This is a genomic window from Yoonia sp. SWMV100, assembly GCF_056108365.1.
This window is the reverse complement of sequence record NZ_JBWBAQ010000003.1, coordinates 161,679-176,630: the sequence shown is the minus strand read 5'-3', so window position 1 is coordinate 176,630 and position 14,952 is coordinate 161,679. Positions and strand designations below refer to the sequence as shown.

At 56.3% G+C, this 14,952-nt stretch carries 17 protein-coding genes; 13 read left to right on the top strand and 4 right to left on the bottom strand.

Annotation, left to right across the window (positions count from 1 at the left end; all coding sequences use genetic code 11):
* Positions 1 to 168 precede the first annotated feature (168 nt).
* Together ACXJGX_RS05695 and ACXJGX_RS05690 are read left to right on the top strand one after the other, a co-directional pair.
* Entirely contained in the window at positions 169 to 846 is a 678-nt protein-coding gene (locus tag ACXJGX_RS05695; protein ID WP_474779535.1) for a type 1 glutamine amidotransferase domain-containing protein, read from the top strand.
* Between the two features lie 237 nt (positions 847 to 1,083).
* A complete protein-coding gene (locus ACXJGX_RS05690; protein ID WP_474779533.1) occupies positions 1,084 to 1,875 on the top strand; it encodes a hypothetical protein in 792 nt (263 codons plus the stop codon).
* 54 nt (positions 1,876 to 1,929) lie between these two features.
* Here ACXJGX_RS05690 and ACXJGX_RS05685 read toward each other — a convergent pair whose 3' ends face one another.
* A complete protein-coding gene (locus tag ACXJGX_RS05685; RefSeq protein WP_474779531.1) occupies positions 1,930 to 2,223 on the bottom strand; it encodes a DUF1244 domain-containing protein in 294 nt (97 codons plus the stop codon).
* Between the two features lie 11 nt (positions 2,224 to 2,234).
* Positions 2,235 to 2,972: an N-formylglutamate amidohydrolase gene (locus ACXJGX_RS05680; protein ID WP_474779529.1), complete on the bottom strand. Its 738-nt coding sequence runs from the start codon at positions 2,970 to 2,972 to the stop codon at positions 2,235 to 2,237.
* Between the two features lie 118 nt (positions 2,973 to 3,090).
* On the opposite strand from ACXJGX_RS05680, the gene pyk reads away from it, so the two are divergent.
* The 9 genes from pyk (at position 3,091) to mscL (ending at position 11,041) form a co-directional block, all read left to right on the top strand.
* A complete protein-coding gene (gene pyk, locus ACXJGX_RS05675) occupies positions 3,091 to 4,536 on the top strand; it encodes a pyruvate kinase (protein ID WP_474779527.1) in 1,446 nt (481 codons plus the stop codon).
* A gap of 32 nt (positions 4,537 to 4,568) precedes the next feature.
* Complete coding sequence (locus tag ACXJGX_RS05670) at positions 4,569 to 4,793, top strand: hypothetical protein (protein ID WP_474779525.1); 225 nt, start codon at positions 4,569 to 4,571, stop codon at positions 4,791 to 4,793.
* A 110-nt stretch (positions 4,794 to 4,903) separates the two neighbouring features.
* Positions 4,904 to 5,104, top strand: a complete 201-nt coding sequence (gene rpmI, locus ACXJGX_RS05665; RefSeq protein ID WP_272146496.1) for a 50S ribosomal protein L35 — start codon at positions 4,904 to 4,906, stop codon at positions 5,102 to 5,104.
* Between the two features lie 17 nt (positions 5,105 to 5,121).
* Complete coding sequence (gene rplT, locus ACXJGX_RS05660) at positions 5,122 to 5,484, top strand: 50S ribosomal protein L20 (protein WP_272146497.1); 363 nt, start codon at positions 5,122 to 5,124, stop codon at positions 5,482 to 5,484.
* A gap of 133 nt (positions 5,485 to 5,617) precedes the next feature.
* Positions 5,618 to 6,682, top strand: coding sequence for a phenylalanine--tRNA ligase subunit alpha (gene pheS / locus ACXJGX_RS05655; RefSeq protein WP_474779523.1), 1,065 nt, complete (start codon positions 5,618 to 5,620; stop codon positions 6,680 to 6,682).
* A gap of 3 nt (positions 6,683 to 6,685) precedes the next feature.
* Entirely contained in the window at positions 6,686 to 7,399 is a 714-nt protein-coding gene (locus tag ACXJGX_RS05650) for a hypothetical protein (protein WP_474779521.1), read from the top strand.
* A 159-nt stretch (positions 7,400 to 7,558) separates the two neighbouring features.
* The gene (locus ACXJGX_RS05645) at positions 7,559 to 7,987 is read left to right on the top strand and encodes an ASCH domain-containing protein (RefSeq protein WP_474779519.1); all 429 of its coding nucleotides are present in this window, start codon (positions 7,559 to 7,561) and stop codon (positions 7,985 to 7,987) included.
* A 90-nt stretch (positions 7,988 to 8,077) separates the two neighbouring features.
* On the top strand, positions 8,078 to 10,474 hold the full coding sequence (pheT, locus tag ACXJGX_RS05640) for a phenylalanine--tRNA ligase subunit beta (RefSeq protein WP_474779517.1): 2,397 nt from the start codon (positions 8,078 to 8,080) through the stop codon (positions 10,472 to 10,474).
* Positions 10,475 to 10,612: 138 nt separating this feature from the next.
* On the top strand, positions 10,613 to 11,041 hold the full coding sequence (gene mscL, locus ACXJGX_RS05635) for a large conductance mechanosensitive channel protein MscL (RefSeq protein ID WP_474779515.1): 429 nt from the start codon (positions 10,613 to 10,615) through the stop codon (positions 11,039 to 11,041).
* A 58-nt stretch (positions 11,042 to 11,099) separates the two neighbouring features.
* Here mscL and ald read toward each other — a convergent pair whose 3' ends face one another.
* Complete coding sequence (ald, locus tag ACXJGX_RS05630; protein ID WP_474779513.1) at positions 11,100 to 12,218, bottom strand: alanine dehydrogenase; 1,119 nt, start codon at positions 12,216 to 12,218, stop codon at positions 11,100 to 11,102.
* Between the two features lie 139 nt (positions 12,219 to 12,357).
* Between ald and ACXJGX_RS05625 the strand changes: the two genes are divergently transcribed.
* Positions 12,358 to 12,816 carry an Lrp/AsnC family transcriptional regulator gene (locus ACXJGX_RS05625; protein ID WP_474779511.1) on the top strand — a complete coding sequence of 153 codons (459 nt, stop codon included), beginning with the start codon at positions 12,358 to 12,360 and terminating at the stop codon, positions 12,814 to 12,816.
* 177 nt (positions 12,817 to 12,993) lie between these two features.
* Positions 12,994 to 14,016, top strand: a complete 1,023-nt coding sequence (locus ACXJGX_RS05620; RefSeq protein ID WP_474779509.1) for an aspartate-semialdehyde dehydrogenase — start codon at positions 12,994 to 12,996, stop codon at positions 14,014 to 14,016.
* A gap of 43 nt (positions 14,017 to 14,059) precedes the next feature.
* On the opposite strand, the gene ACXJGX_RS05615 is transcribed toward ACXJGX_RS05620, so the two are convergent.
* The gene (locus ACXJGX_RS05615) at positions 14,060 to 14,938 is read right to left on the bottom strand and encodes a DMT family transporter (protein ID WP_474779507.1); all 879 of its coding nucleotides are present in this window, start codon (positions 14,936 to 14,938) and stop codon (positions 14,060 to 14,062) included.
* Positions 14,939 to 14,952 lie beyond the last annotated feature (14 nt).

The following is a 14,952-nucleotide window of genomic DNA, read 5'->3' as shown; positions in this document are numbered from 1 at the left end:
TCGCAACGTCATGCGACCCGCGCCGCGCCCTTGCAAAACAGGGCGCGGCGTTTGCTTTTGATGGCCCGAGCGTGATCGCGCGGAACCGGCGTGCATCTGATGTGTTGGGAAGACAACTGGTGATGCCTAGATCACTAGAACCACAATACATAAAATGGAGACAGCGACATGAATATTCTAATGGTCCTAACCTCGCACGAAGACCTTGGTGATACCGGTGAAAAGACGGGTTTTTGGCTCGAAGAATTCGCGGCACCCTATTACGTGCTCAAGGACGCGGGCGCGACGATCACGCTGGCTTCACCCAAAGGCGGGCAGCCGCCGCTTGACCCGAAAAGCGATAGCGAAGACGCCCAGACCGATGCAACCCGCCGGTTCAAAGGTGATGCGGATGCAAACAAGGCGCTGGCAAACACCGAGCTGCTATCGGGGATTGATTTCGCCGACTACGATGGCGTCTTTTACCCCGGTGGCCACGGGCCGCTTTGGGATTTGGCCAATGACGCAGATAGCAAACGCCTGATCGAAGGCTTTGCTGCCAGCGATAAACCTGTTGCCGCGGTCTGTCATGCGCCCGGCGTTTTCAAAGACGTCATGGGTGCTGATGGCACAAAATTGGTGAAGGGTAAGACCGTTACAGGATTTACCAACACCGAAGAAGAGGCAGTGCAATTGACCGATATCGTTCCGTTTTTGGTGGAGGATATGCTGAAGGCAAATGGCGGGAATTATGAAAAAGGGGCGGATTGGGCCAGCTTTGTTGTCGTTGATGGCAAGCTGATCACCGGTCAAAACCCTGCTTCATCCGAAGAAGCGGCGAAAAAGCTGCTCGTGATGCTACAGTAATCATTTGGGCGGGGGCGCTATGCCCCCGCTTTCGTGGGGTAAGGAGCGCGCGCTTTCCAATCATTTGCACCATGACGTGCATTTTGAAATTTACGAATGAGAATGAATTTCAAGTGCATAAAAGGTATGCAATTCTGGGTTTGGTTACCAAGTATATAATCATCTAGGAGATGACGATTGATAGTATTCAAATCCATTCCTCTTTCATTTTCGATCTTCATCAGATTCGTAGCGGTGATGCCCCTTCTGCTGATGGCGATGATTGCGTATTTTGCGGTCGTTGCTGTTATGGCCTACGTCCTTGGGTATGTGTCGTTCCTTCTGCCTGCGTTGCTATGGCTCGGGGCAGGTCTTGCCATTGTAGTCGTACCAACACTGATCGGTTGCCGCATCGGGCTGGGAACCAAAGGTGTGGTGCCGCGCAATACCGATGGTCAGTTGCTCTGGCCTGCACTGGGGTATGGCCTTCTGATCGCCGTTTTCGGATCAGCAGTCAGTTATCTGGCAGGGTATTTGTTGCGAACCTTGGGTCCGGCCCCGATTCACTGGATGGCGATTGTCCCGTATATCGTCGCCATATTTCAGGCGGCTTTGCTGGTTCCGCTTGCCTCGGCGTCCGTTGGTCGCGATCCGGGGCGGCGTGATCACACCCCTCTCTCACATTTCGGTGCGGGCTTGATCCCCTTGATATTTCTTGCTGTGTTCGGGGCTATTGTGATCGCATTTACCCCAGCTGTGGCCGCACAGATCGCTTCGGCGCTGGGTATGGGGGATCTGGTGGGTGGCGGCGCGGCGAGCATACGCCGTGCGCTGCGGTTGCTTGATCCCTCTCAGCTGCGGGTATCAGCGATCGCGATGCTTGTTCTGGCATTGGTGGGGCAGCTTTGGCTTTTGTGTTTGCAATGTGCCGGTGCCACGCTTGTCTATATGGATTTGGCAGCGCGCGGTTCAACGGGGCCAACAGCGGACCCCGTACCTGAAGTTGACTTTCGCGCGCTGCGGCGAAGCCGGATGTCAAATCGCCGCTAGGACTGCCGCCACCTGAACGCGTAGACGGGCCACCCTTTGAGGTGGCCCAAATATTTAGCTGTGTGATTGCTTAAAGGCTTCTTTCGCCTCGGCGCTGGCTTCGGTCTGGTGCTTGGCTTTCCACTCTGCGAAGGGCATTCCATAGAATGCTTCACGGCCTTGCTCTTTATCCATCTCGATGCCGCGTTCGTTCGCAGCTTCTTGATACCACCGCGAAAGGCAGTTCCGGCAGAATCCGGCAAGGTTCATCATGTCGATATTTTGCGCGTCTGGCCTGTCTTCCAACAAGTGCTGGCGCAGGCGGCGGAATGCGGCGGCTTCGATTTCGATACGGGTTTGGTCATCCATCGGTTTCTTCCTTATAGATCTGTCTGGGCAAGTGCTTTGGTCAATATAGGGGCAAGACGCTGCGCCCAAAGGGCCTGACCCGCATCATCGGAAATAAGATCGTTGCGCACTTCGATCAGTACATTCGGGCGCCCGTGTTTTAGCGCGTGACGGTCCACAGCGTCGCCAGGCAAATGCCCGGAGTAGGGTTCATTATCGCCAACGCACCAGCCTTGCGCACGGCACCCATCAATAAAGGGCCGTGCAAGCCGGTCGTCGTCTGCGTAAAGCACGCCAATCTCCCATGGCCGCGGGGGGCGTCCGCGCAACTGGGGGGTAAAGCTATGCACTGCGCAGATGACTGTATCAGCACGCCGTGCCGCGATTTCAGTATATGCGGCGTGATACGGGCGATGTAATCGCGCAAGCCGCTTTTCCTTTTCATCTGCGTCAGCATGTCGGTTCGCCGGGATAATCGTCCCGTCATAAAGGCGCATCAAAAGGGTCGGGTCATCTTCGCCACGGTTTGGGTCAATAACGAGCCGTGAAAAACGTGACAAGATCGCCGGACTGTTCAGCGCCGCGGCCAGATATCGTGTGACCCCTGCTGCGCCAACGTCATATGCAATATGGCGCGCCATATCTTCGGCAGGCAGCCCCAAGTCACCACCGTTGATCCAATCCGGGACATGGTTGGTGGCGTGATCGCACGTGATTAACCAGCGCCCAAGCCTGTCTTCGCCCAGCGTTTCAAAAGCAAACTGTGTCATCTTTAATGTCATTCCTTCGTCATTGCATTTAGGCTAGTTGTGAAGGGAATGGAATTGCGTATAAGGGATCGAAGCGGGATGTTACCGCTAACAGTCGTTGATCTACGAAGGAATAATCATGAGACGCCACCGCAACGTTAAGATCGTCGCCACACTCGGCCCCGCCTCCAATGACTATGAGATGATCCGCGCGCTGCACGAAGCCGGCGCTGATGTATTCCGCCTGAACATGTCACACGGTGATCATGCTGAAATTCGGGTCCGTCACGAAATTATCCGTCAGGTCGAAAAGGACCTGAACAGCCCGATTTCAATTCTGGCCGACCTTCAGGGGCCAAAACTGCGTGTGGGTGTTTTTGCCAACGGTTCCGAAGAACTGATCCCCGGCGCGGCGTTCCGTCTGGACCTTGACGATGCCGAAGGCGACGTGAACCGTGTGAAACTGCCACATAAAGAAATCTTTGATGCGCTTGAGCCGGGCGCGCACCTGCTTGTCAACGATGGCAAAATCAAACTGCGGGTCAACGACTGCGGCGCGACTTTTGCAAATTGCGAAGTAATTGTTGGCGGCACGATTTCGAACCGCAAGGGCGTGAACGTTCCTGACGTGACACTGCCACTGGCTGCCTTGTCCGAAAAAGACCGCAAAGATCTGGAATTCGTGTGCGAACTGGGCGTTGATTGGCTGGCTCTGTCATTTGTGCAGCGCGCTGCCGACGTCGAAGAAGCCCGCGCCCTGTGTAAAGGCCGCGCTGCGATTTTGTCGAAGATTGAAAAACCAAACGCGGTGAAATCCTTCGACGAGATTTTGAAGGTCAGCGACGGAATCATGGTCGCGCGCGGCGATCTGGGGGTCGAACTGCCCGTGCAGAACGTTCCGCCAATCCAAAAACAGCTAATCCGCAAGTGTCGCGCCGCCGCTAAGCCAGTGATTGTGGCGACACAGATGCTTGAATCGATGATCGATTCGCCGATGCCGACCCGCGCCGAAGTATCCGACGTCGCAACCGCGATCTACGAAGGTGCAGACGCGATCATGCTGTCCGCTGAATCTGCGGCCGGGTCTTATCCGATCGAAGCAGTGACAACGATGAACAACGTCGCGCTAGAGGTCGAAGCCGACCCAACCTACACTGAAATCATCGAGGCCTCGCGGCGCGCCGACGGCAAAACGGTCGCTGACGGCATCGTATCAGCGGCCCGTGAAATCGCCGAAACGACTGACGTAAAAGCGATCTGTTGCTTCTCGCAGTCTGGTCGCACGGCCCTGTTGGTTTCACGTGAACGGCCACGTGTGCCGATCATCGCGCTGACCAACAACACCCTGACCGCGCGTCGTCTGTGCCTGTCTTGGGGCACAAACTGTGTGGTAACCGGTAAGGTCGATACGTTCATGGATGCTGTGATCGCTGCCGTGCGCGCAGCAAAGGATCAGGAGCTGGCCACCAAGGACGATATGGTTGTGATTACCGCGGGTGTACCGTTCAATACGCCGGGGTCGACCAATATTTTGCGTGTCGCGCCCTGCGATGAAAGTTTGATTTTCCCGTCAAAGGCGGAATAGTCTGACGAAAAGGCAAAACGGGAACGCGAAAGATGGACTTTGACCTGATATTTGTTATGGGCGTGCTGTGCTGCGCCTTTGCAATTCCGGCTGCAGTCAGCGCGTTCTCGGATCGCCGTTTGCCGCGGGTGGGCGTCATGTTCTTATTGGTTGGTGGTGTCAGCATCGCCTATGCGATGCAAGAAAACCCCGGTGTTTACAATGTTGGGACCATCGACGAGGTTTTTGTCGATGTGATTGGGCGCTACGTGCTCTAAACGCCTTGCCTATTGCCGCGATGCGTCCTATACGGCGCATCTCAAACCGCGCGTCCGGCCAAGATGGCATGCCGAGTCGCGTTTTCTACCGACCCAAAGAGGAGACGGAAATGCCGAAGATGAAGACAAAATCGAGCTGCAAAAAGCGGTTCAAAGTGACGGCCACTGGCCGCATTCTGGCTGGTCAGGCTGGCAAACGCCACGGCATGATCAAACGCTCGAACAAATTCCTCCGCAACGCTCGTGGCACAACCACACTTTGCAAAGCTGACGAAGGTATCATCAAACCGATGATGCCTTACGCACGTTAATTAGAGGGATTTGAGATATGCGCGTTAAAGGCGGAACAGTTACCCATCGTCGTCACAAAAAAGTTCTCGACGCTGCCAAAGGTTATTACGATCGCCGGTCCAAGACCTTCAAGGTCGCCAAACAGGCCGTCGACAAAGCCAACCAATATGCCACACGTGACCGGCACAATCGCAAGCGCAACTTCCGCGCTTTGTGGATTCAGCGGATCAACGCAGGTGTACGTTCGGTTGACGAAACACTGAACTACTCCAAGTTCATCAATGGTCTGATGCTGGCCGGGATCGAAGTCGACCGCAAGGTTTTGGCTGATCTGGCTGTCAACGAACCAGATGCATTTGCGACAATCGTCGGCAAGGCAAAGGATGCGTTGGCTGCCTAAGCCAAGCGTTCAAAGAATTTGAAAGGGCCGTCCGTCATGGGCGGCCTTTTTTCATTGGGGCAACCTGTGCGCGATGCTTGCAACCGTGGCCCCATTTCGCTAGCACCGCGATGACAGATACAAGAGGCGCGCCATGGACGATTTGAAATCCAAATACCTGACCCTGATTGCCGATGCCGCCGACGAGGCCGCAATCGAAGACCTGCGCGTGCAGGCCGTGGGCAAAAAAGGCGAGATCAGCTTGCAAATGCGCGAGCTGGGGAAAATGACGCCCGAAGAACGCCAAACCGCGGGTCCGGCGCTGAATGCCCTCAAGGACGAGATCAACAGCGCGCTTGCTGCGAAAAAGGCAGGGCTTGCCGATGCGGCTCTGGACGCGCGCCTGCGTACCGAATGGCTGGACGTGACCCTGCCATCGCGCGACCGCCGTGTCGGGTCGATCCATCCGATTTCCCAAGTCACCGAAGAAGTCACCGCCATTTTCGCGGACATGGGTTTCTCCGTGGCTGAGGGACCGCAGATCGAATCCGACTGGTATAACTTTGACGCGCTCAACATCCCGGGGCACCACCCGGCGCGCGCCGAAATGGACACCTTCTATACGCACCGCGCGCCCGGCGACGATCGCCCGCCGCATGTGCTGCGCACCCACACCAGCCCTGTGCAGATCCGCAGCATGGAGGCAAACGGCGCCCCCATCCGTATTATCTGCCCCGGCCGTGTCTACCGTGCCGATTATGACCAGACCCACACGCCGATGTTCAATCAGGTCGAAGGGCTGGCCATCGACAAAGACATCTCTATGGCCAACCTGAAATGGGTGCTCGAGGAATTTTTCAGCGCCTATTTCGGCGCCAAAGTCCGCACCCGTTTCCGCGCGTCCCACTTCCCCTTCACCGAACCCTCTGCCGAGGTGGACATTCAATGTTCATGGGTTGATGGCCAGTTGAAAGTCGGCGAAGGCGATGGCTGGCTAGAGGTTCTGGGGTCCGGCATGGTCCACCCCAAGGTGCTGCAAGCCGCCAAAATCGATCCTGACCTATGGCAAGGCTTTGCCTTTGGCGTCGGCATCGACCGGATTGCGATGTTGAAATACGGCATCCCCGACCTGCGCGCGTTCTTCGAGAGCGACCTGCGCTGGCTGCGTCACTATGGATTCAGCGCGTTGCAAGTGCCGACGCTGCATGGTGGGCTGTAGCGGGTGGAAAAGGTCACTCATGACAATATTATTGCAGGCTTCATAAAGAAGGTGGGTGCAATAGATTGGTTGATGGCGGCAGTTGTAACAATACTGGGGGGCGTCCTTCTGCTTTGTGTACCAATAAGCGCTCAGGGATACGCTTTGGCAGGAACAGTTGCTATCATGATAGCGTTCGTTGCTTATCCTTGGCAAAAGGAATTGGATCGGGCAGCAGATAGGCACGAAAAAAGGTTGGATAGGCAAACTGATTTTTTAAGTGAACAGCGGGTTGGCCTCCAAGGGTTTATTTTAGAGTGGAGCGCTATCAAACAAGATATGCTTGAGTTACGGTTGCAAACCAAAAGCATCGAGGATTTTGAACGCTTTTCTGATAGGTTTTCTAAAATAGACGCGAAGTGCGAGGATAATCAATTTAGATACATTTTGAATTGCCCGTCTAGTGACGCCGAACTTGCGACGGAGATGACAAAAGCACTCCGTAAAGTTTGGGGTGAAGTTACTAAAAATGTAAGTGAGTTGTCGAAATCAGAGAATCCAGATTCCGTCACTGAGCAAGATGTTGAGCTGATTTTTAAGGACGCTATAGTTGCTTGGGAAGACAAATATTATGAACTATTATCTCGATTGGTAAACCATTATCGTAGCTCTCAACCATTTCTAGATAACTCACTACAGGTAGAAATTAAGAGCCGACGCTTAGAGGAAGAAATTTAGTTTTACGCGGCCGTGTAGCGCCGGGACCTCCACGATTGGGATGGCCATTCGTATCCCGAGGCTCCGCCCGTTCGCCTCTGAAACTGTCCACTGGAAAGTTTCTAAATCGCGGCTTACCCCGTAGCCCGCACTCCGCCCTATCTTACGAATGGAAACCACATGAGCAATGACGTCGAAGACCTGCAAGATACCTATCCCGGCGCGGGCACGTTTCGCTTTGGCGATGGGCCAGAGATGTGCCAGCACCTGATCGCGCTTGTCCGCAAGGGAAAGAAACGCGCGACCTGTGCCGCGCTGGCCGATTTCGAAGATGATCCTGACGCCATGCCCGTGGTCGGCCGCTGCGATATCGCCGCCAATTGGGACGGCACCCCGGCGTTGGTCATCCGCACCACCGGCCTTGAAGAAATCCGGTTCTGTGATGTGACCGAAGAAATGGCACGCGCCGAAGGCGAGGGCGAGACCCTGCTTGATTGGCGCAAAGCCCACAAAGCCTATTTCAAACGCAATGGCGATTATGACCCGGAAATGATGCTGCTGTTCGAATATTTCGAAGTGGTCGAAGATCTGGCCGGGCGCGAACTGTGACGCGGGTGGGGTAAACCCCACCCAACGGTCTTTCCCCCCGCGCCGTAATCGGCTAAGGCCATTGCAATCATTTATACGCTGGATGTCCCGATGAAATTCACTCTCTCTTGGCTTAAACACCACCTCGACACAGATGCATCCGTGGACGAAATCACAGAGGCATTGACCGACCTCGGGCTAGAGGTCGAAGGCGTCGAAGACCCTGCGAAAATGCTGGCCGGTTTTGCGCTTGGTTATGTGAAAACGGCGGAAAAACATCCTGATGCCGATAAGCTGAACATCTGTCAGGTCGAAACCAAGGACGGGCTGACCCAGATCATCTGCGGCGCGCCGAATGCGCGCGCAGGCATCACCGTTGTTGTGGCGTCGCCGGGCAGTTATGTTCCGGGTCTTGATATCACCATTGGCGTCGGCAAAATCCGTGGCGTCGAAAGCTATGGCATGATGTGTTCCGAACGCGAATTGGAGTTGTCCGAGGAACACGACGGGATCATCGAACTGCCATCTGGCGACGTCGGGCAGACATTTGCGGATTGGCTGGCGGATCATGATCCGGCCAAGGTCGACCCGGTGATCGAAATCGCGATTACGCCGAACCGCCCCGATGCTTTGGGTGTGCGCGGCATTGCCCGCGATCTGGCCGCACGTGGGTTGGGCAAGCTCAAGCCGCTGACCGTCGATCCGGTTCATGCGTCCTTTACGGCTGACCTCAATGTGTCGATTGCAGATGATACACTGGATGGCTGCCCTGTTTTCTATGGTCGTTTGATTAAGGGTGTCAAAAACGGCCCCAGCCCGGCATGGCTGCAACAGCAGTTGCGCGCGATTGGTCTGCGCCCGATCAGCTTTTTGGTCGATGTCACAAACTGGTTCACCTACGATCTGAACCGCCCCCTGCATGTTTTTGATGCAGATAAGGTTGCGGGCGACCTGCGGGTTCACCGCGCGGCAGGCGGCGAAGAAATCGTAGCACTTGATGACAAAACCTACACGCTGCAAGCTGGCCAGATGGTCATTTCTGATGACGCCGGCCCCGAAAGCATTGCGGGTGTGATGGGCGGGGCTGCCACAGGTTGTTCCGAAGACACGGTCAACGTCTTTGTCGAAAGCGCCTATTGGGACCCGGTGCAGATCGCCTATACGGGCCGCGCTCTTAAAATCAATTCCGACGCCCGCTATCGGTTTGAACGCGGCATTGATCCGCAATTCACGCGCGAAGGTCTGGAGCATGCGGTGCGGATGATCGTGGATCATGCTGGCGGCGAAGCGTCAGAGCTGGTGTCGGCAGGGGCTGTGCCCGATACGGCGCGTGCCTATAAACTGGATGCCAAACGGGTAATCAGTCTGGTCGGCATGGATATCCCCGAAAGCACCCAGCGCCAAACGCTGACCGCGCTTGGGTTCAAGCTGGATGGCAATATGGCGGCGGTCCCTTCTTGGCGCCCTGACGTGCAAGGAGAGGCGGATCTGGTCGAAGAGGTGGCACGCATCGCGTCGCTGACCAAACTGCAGGGCAAGCCGATGCCGCGTATGACCACGGGCGTTCCCGCACCGATCCTAACCGATGCGCAGCTGCGTCAGCGTTCCGCCCGGCGGACGGCTGCAATGCTGGGATACAACGAATGCGTGACCTACAGCTTTGTCGATCGCGAGGCGGCGACATTGTTCGGTGGCGGTGATGATGCCACGATGTTGGAAAATCCGATCAGCTCGGAAATGTCGCACATGCGGCCGGATTTGTTGCCGGGTCTGTTGCGCGCTGCCGCACGTAATCAGGCGCGTGGATTCATGGATATGGCCTTGTTTGAGGTGGGTGCGGCTTTTCACGGTGGCGAGCCGGGCGAACAACACACAATGATCTGCGGGGTTTTGATCGGCCGCACGGGTCCGAAAGATGTGCATGGCACATCCCGTCCTGTCGATGTCTATGACGCCAAAGCTGATGTCGAGGCCGTTCTTGCCGCGATCGGCGCCCCTGCAAAGGTGCAGATCCTGCGCGGCGCGGCGGATTGGTGGCACCCCGGGCGTCACGGCAAGATTTGTCTGGGTCCGAAAAAGGTATTGGCCGTTTTCGGGGAACTGCACCCAAAGGTGCTGCGGACGATGGATATCAAAGGTGCCGCTGTCGGCTTTACCATCTGGCTTGATGAAATTCCGACGCCCAAGAACAAGTCCGCGACCCGTCCAGCGCTTGTTGCGACAGATCTGCAGGCTGTGGAACGCGACTTTGCCTTTGTTGTGGATGCTGACGTCGAGGCGCTGACGCTGGTGAACGCCGCTGCGGGGGCCGACAAGGCGTTGATTGCAGATGTGCGTGTTTTTGATGAATTTATCGGCGGGGCGCTGGGCGAAGGCAAGAAATCCTTGGCGGTAACAGTGCGCTTGCAGCCGACGGACAAGACGCTCAAGGACACAGACATCGAAGCGGTAAGCGCACGTATCGTTGAAAAGGTCACCAACGCCACAGGCGGCACCTTGCGGGGCTAGTCACAAAAAACAGGGGCCGTTGCGACGGGGAAAACCACGTTAAAAAAAACCGTTCGCAGCGCCACATTTTGGGTTTATGATGCGTCCACACGCGTAGCTGGCGCAGGATCAGCGCGTTCAAAAGGAAGTGGGACCACAATGCTAAACGAATTCAAAGACTTTATCGCCAAAGGCAACGTCATGGACATGGCCGTTGGTATCATCATCGGTGCGGCGTTCACGGCGATTGTAACATCGCTGGTGGGTGACCTGATCAATCCGATTATTGCGCTGTTCACCGGCGGGATCGATTTCTCGGGTTGGTTCTATGTATTGGGTGACGGTGAATACGCCTCTGTTGCGGCTGCCCAAGAAGCTGGCGCGTCGGTCTTCGCGATCGGGAATTTCCTGATGGCAGTGATCAACTTCACGATCATCGCATTTGTTGTCTTCATGCTGGTCAAAATGGTTAACCGCGTCAAAGCGGCTGCTGAAAAGCCACAAGACGTCGCGCCAGAAGTCGCATCAGGCCCGTCAGAGCTCGATATCTTGATCGAAATCCGCGATTCGCTGGCGAAAAGAGCCTAATCACATCCTACATCCGAAAGGGCCCACCGGTGTGTGGGCCCTTTTTCTTTTGCGGCAGCTATAGCTTCAGCGCCAACGACGGCGAAAGAACGTCGATCCCTAATGCTTTCCCGACGGCGACGTAGGTCAGTTTGCCTGCATGGACGTTTAATCCCTTTAGCAGGTGGGCATCGTCCTCGCAGGCCTGTTTCCAGCCTTTGTTTGCAAGCGCGATCATGAATGGCATCGTGGCATTGCCTAATGCGATGGTCGATGTTCGGGCGACAGCGCCGGGCATATTCGCAACGCAATAATGCATGATTCCATCAACGTCATAGATCGGGTCCTGATGCGTCGTCGCGTGCGACGTTTCAAAACACCCACCTTGGTCAATCGCCACATCCACCAGTGCCGCGCCTGGTTTGAGTTCAGCCAGTTGCGCCCGGCTTAGCAGCTTAGGGGCGGCTGCGCCGGGGACTAATACCGCACCAATGATCAGATCAGCCTGTCGTGCGAGGTCGATGGTATTACCTGCGCTGGCATAGCTGGTTTTGAACTGACCACCGAAAACATCATCCAGATAGCGTAACCGCGCCAATGACCGATCAAGAACGGTAACATCCGCGCCCATGCCCGCCGCCACCTTGGCCGCTTGGGTGCCAACCACGCCGCCACCGATCACAACAACATTTGCGGGACCAACGCCGGGCACACCACCCAGCAGCACACCGCGTCCGCCATTGGCCTTTTGCAAGGTCCACGCGCCAACTTGCGGTGCAAGACGTCCTGCAACTTCGGACATCGGCGCAAGCAGCGGAAGACCGCCGCGGTCGTCTGTCACCGTCTCATAGGCGATGCATGTCGCACCGGACGTCATCAGGTCTTGGGTTTGTTCTCGGTCGGCAGCGAGGTGCAGATAAGTGAACAATATCTGACCTTCGCGTAGCATCTGCCGTTCAATTGCCTGTGGTTCTTTCACTTTTACAATCATATCGGCTTTTGCGAAAATTTCGGCTGCGGTGCCGACGATCGTGGCGCCTGCTGCATGATAATCTTCGTCTGAAAAACCAGCGCCGACCCCCGCGCCGGTTTCAATCATCACGCTATGGCCGTTTCTGACCGCCTCATGGGCGGCGTTGGGCGTGATCCCTACGCGAAACTCTTGTGGCTTGATCTCTTTTGGGCAACCGATGTGCATTGCAGGTCTCCTCCGCTTGTTGTCGCTTCAGCGTCTACCTGATGGCACGCAATGTCTTGGGCAATTACCTTGGCTGTTTGCGGTAACTGCGGTAAGTTTGTGTGCAAAGAGGCGGTGTATTCAAAGGAACGTGCGTTAAATGGAGTTAGACAGTATCGATCGTCGAATCTTGCAGGTTTTGCAAAAGACCGGGCGCATGTCGAACGCTGACCTGTCCGAGGTGGCGAACCTGTCGCCATCGGCCTGCCACCGACGGGTGCAGCGACTGGAAAAGGAAGGTTTTATTCGTGACTATGTCGCGCTTTTGAACGCCCGCAAAGTCGGGCTTCCGACAACGGTCTTCGTGGAAATCACGCTCAGCGCCCAAGCGGATGAGGTGTTGGATGCGTTCGAGCGCGCTGTGGCCTTGGTGCCGGATGTTTTGGAATGCCACCTCATGGCGGGGTCGGCGGATTACCTGCTTAAGGTTGTCGCCAACGACACCGAAGACTTTGCCCGCATACACCGCCGCTATCTGGCGCGTTTGCCGGGGGTCGCGCAGATGCAATCTTCATTTGCACTGCGCACCGTGCGGAATACAACCGCTTTGCCGGTTTAGGCGGCGCAGGTCGCCATCGTTGATGCGGTCGCACGACGGTCTGGCGCGCGCAGCCTTTCAATACGGCGATCTTGGCTGTGGCTTGCGGGTGCAGCACGCCGAAATTTCACCTGTTTCGCTTTCCCTTGGATGCGCGAGGGTGTAACAGGCGTCAGTCGCAAAACAGGAGCCATATTCATGGGCTATAAGATCGTCGTTGTCGGCGCTACGGGTAACGTGGGCCGCGAAATGTTGAATATTCTCGCCGAACGGGAATTCCCAGTGGACGAGATCGTCGCGCTTGCCAGCCGCAAGTCGATGGGCAGCGAAGTCAGCTTTGGCGAACGGACCCTGAAGACCAAAGACCTCGACACGTTTGACTTTGCCGGTTGGGATATGGCGCTGTTCGCTGTTGGCTCTGATGCGACAAAGATTTACGCCCCCAAGGCCGCGGCGGCAGGGTGTGTGGTCATCGATAACTCGTCGCTGTACCGTTACGACCCTGATGTGCCGCTGATCGTGCCCGAAGTAAACGCACACGCGATTCATGGGTATTCCAAGAAAAACATCATCGCCAACCCAAACTGTTCGACCGCCCAAATGGTTGTCGCGCTGAAACCGCTGCATGACCGCGCGACGATCAAACGGGTTGTCGTCAGCACCTATCAGTCGGTGTCGGGCGCAGGCAAAGAAGGCATGGACGAGCTGTGGGATCAGACAAAGTCGATCTACAACCCGACCGACAGCAAGCCGCCCCGCAAGTTTACGAAACAAATCGCCTTTAACGTGATTCCGCACATCGACGTCTTCATGGAAGACGGCACGACCAAGGAAGAATGGAAGATGGTCGCGGAAACCAAAAAGATCATGGACCCCAAGATCAAAGTGACCGCAACATGCGTCCGCGTGCCGGTCTTTGTTGGTCACTCCGAAGCGATCAACATCGAATTCGAAGACCACCTGGACGAGGCCGAAGCCCGCGACATCCTGCGCGAAGCACCCGGCGTCATGGTGATCGACAAACGCGAAGACGGCGGTTACGTCACCCCGATCGAATGTGTCGGTGATTTCGCGACCTTCATCAGCCGCATCCGCCAGGACAGCACCATCGATAACGGGATTAACCTGTGGTGTGTCGCTGACAACCTGCGCAAAGGGGCCGCGCTGAACGCGGTGCAAATCGCCGAACTGCTGGGCCGCGAATGCCTGAAAAAAGGCTGAGCCTGCACACATAAAAAAGGGGGCGCAGCAATGCGCCCTTTTTCTATCGCGCCACTGATTTGCTGCGCCATAAGATGATCATGCCCGACAGCACGATCAATGCACCACCCAGCAAAATCCACGGGCTGAGCGTTTCTCCAAACAAGATCACCCCGCACAACACCCCAAATGGCAGTCGTGAATACCGGAATGGCGCAACGGCCGATATTTCCCCTGTCCGCATGGCAATCATCAGGCCAGTGTAGGCCGGAACACTGACAAGGATCGCACCCAGCAGGTACAGCCCCGCCGCCGGGCTTGGCAGCACAAAGGCAGCCCGCTCGTAAAGCGCATAGATGATCCCGGCAACCACGATCGCCAGAAATCCGTAAAACCCCAAAACGCTAATCCCCAGTGACCGCGGCGCGGCGCGGCTGGCCAGATCGCGCCCGGCAAAACCGAACATCCCCAAAACCGCCAGCATCGACATTGCCGAAAAACTCTCGGTGCCTGGTTGGATGATGATCAACACGCCCGTCAATCCAAGGACAATCGCAAACCATCTGCGCCAACCAACCGTTTCCCCAAAAAACAGCGCGGCCCCGGCGACCACCACAATCGGGGTGGCCTGCAAGATCACGGTCGCCGCCGACAGCGGGGTCAGCGCCACCGCCAGTGCGTAAAACAAACGGCCTGCAACCTCGAAGCCTGCACGTATCCGCATCGGTTTCGACAGGACCGCTGGGCTGAATAAAACGGCCCCGCTGGCGCGTGCGGCGACGGCGCACACGCATGTGCCGCCCAACCCGAACAGGATCAGCAGCTGTCCAACAGGCAGCGTTTCCGCCGCCGCCTTGACGAAAACGTCCTCGATCGCAAAGCAGGCCATTGCGGCCACCATCCAAAGGCTGCCCACCACATTGGCACGGTTAGTGCGCGTCATATTGTTTTGCATCG

Excerpts from the sequence above, each read along its gene's own strand:
- ACXJGX_RS05695 (WP_474779535.1), top strand. The coding sequence starts at position 169 with ATGAATATTCTAATGGTCCTAACCTCGCACGAAGACCTTGGTGATACC.
- ACXJGX_RS05690 (WP_474779533.1), top strand. The coding sequence starts at position 1,084 with ATGCCCCTTCTGCTGATGGCGATGATTGCGTATTTTGCGGTCGTTGCT.
- ACXJGX_RS05685 (WP_474779531.1), bottom strand. The coding sequence starts at position 2,223 with ATGGATGACCAAACCCGTATCGAAATCGAAGCCGCCGCATTCCGCCGC.
- ACXJGX_RS05680 (WP_474779529.1), bottom strand. The coding sequence starts at position 2,972 with ATGACACAGTTTGCTTTTGAAACGCTGGGCGAAGACAGGCTTGGGCGC.
- pyk (WP_474779527.1), top strand. The coding sequence starts at position 3,091 with ATGAGACGCCACCGCAACGTTAAGATCGTCGCCACACTCGGCCCCGCC.
- ACXJGX_RS05670 (WP_474779525.1), top strand. The coding sequence starts at position 4,569 with ATGGACTTTGACCTGATATTTGTTATGGGCGTGCTGTGCTGCGCCTTT.
- rpmI (WP_272146496.1), top strand. The coding sequence starts at position 4,904 with ATGCCGAAGATGAAGACAAAATCGAGCTGCAAAAAGCGGTTCAAAGTG.
- rplT (WP_272146497.1), top strand. The coding sequence starts at position 5,122 with ATGCGCGTTAAAGGCGGAACAGTTACCCATCGTCGTCACAAAAAAGTT.
- pheS (WP_474779523.1), top strand. The coding sequence starts at position 5,618 with ATGGACGATTTGAAATCCAAATACCTGACCCTGATTGCCGATGCCGCC.
- ACXJGX_RS05645 (WP_474779519.1), top strand. The coding sequence starts at position 7,559 with ATGAGCAATGACGTCGAAGACCTGCAAGATACCTATCCCGGCGCGGGC.
- pheT (WP_474779517.1), top strand. The coding sequence starts at position 8,078 with ATGAAATTCACTCTCTCTTGGCTTAAACACCACCTCGACACAGATGCA.
- mscL (WP_474779515.1), top strand. The coding sequence starts at position 10,613 with ATGCTAAACGAATTCAAAGACTTTATCGCCAAAGGCAACGTCATGGAC.
- ald (WP_474779513.1), bottom strand. The coding sequence starts at position 12,218 with ATGCACATCGGTTGCCCAAAAGAGATCAAGCCACAAGAGTTTCGCGTA.
- ACXJGX_RS05625 (WP_474779511.1), top strand. The coding sequence starts at position 12,358 with ATGGAGTTAGACAGTATCGATCGTCGAATCTTGCAGGTTTTGCAAAAG.
- ACXJGX_RS05620 (WP_474779509.1), top strand. The coding sequence starts at position 12,994 with ATGGGCTATAAGATCGTCGTTGTCGGCGCTACGGGTAACGTGGGCCGC.
- ACXJGX_RS05615 (WP_474779507.1), bottom strand. The coding sequence starts at position 14,938 with ATGACGCGCACTAACCGTGCCAATGTGGTGGGCAGCCTTTGGATGGTG.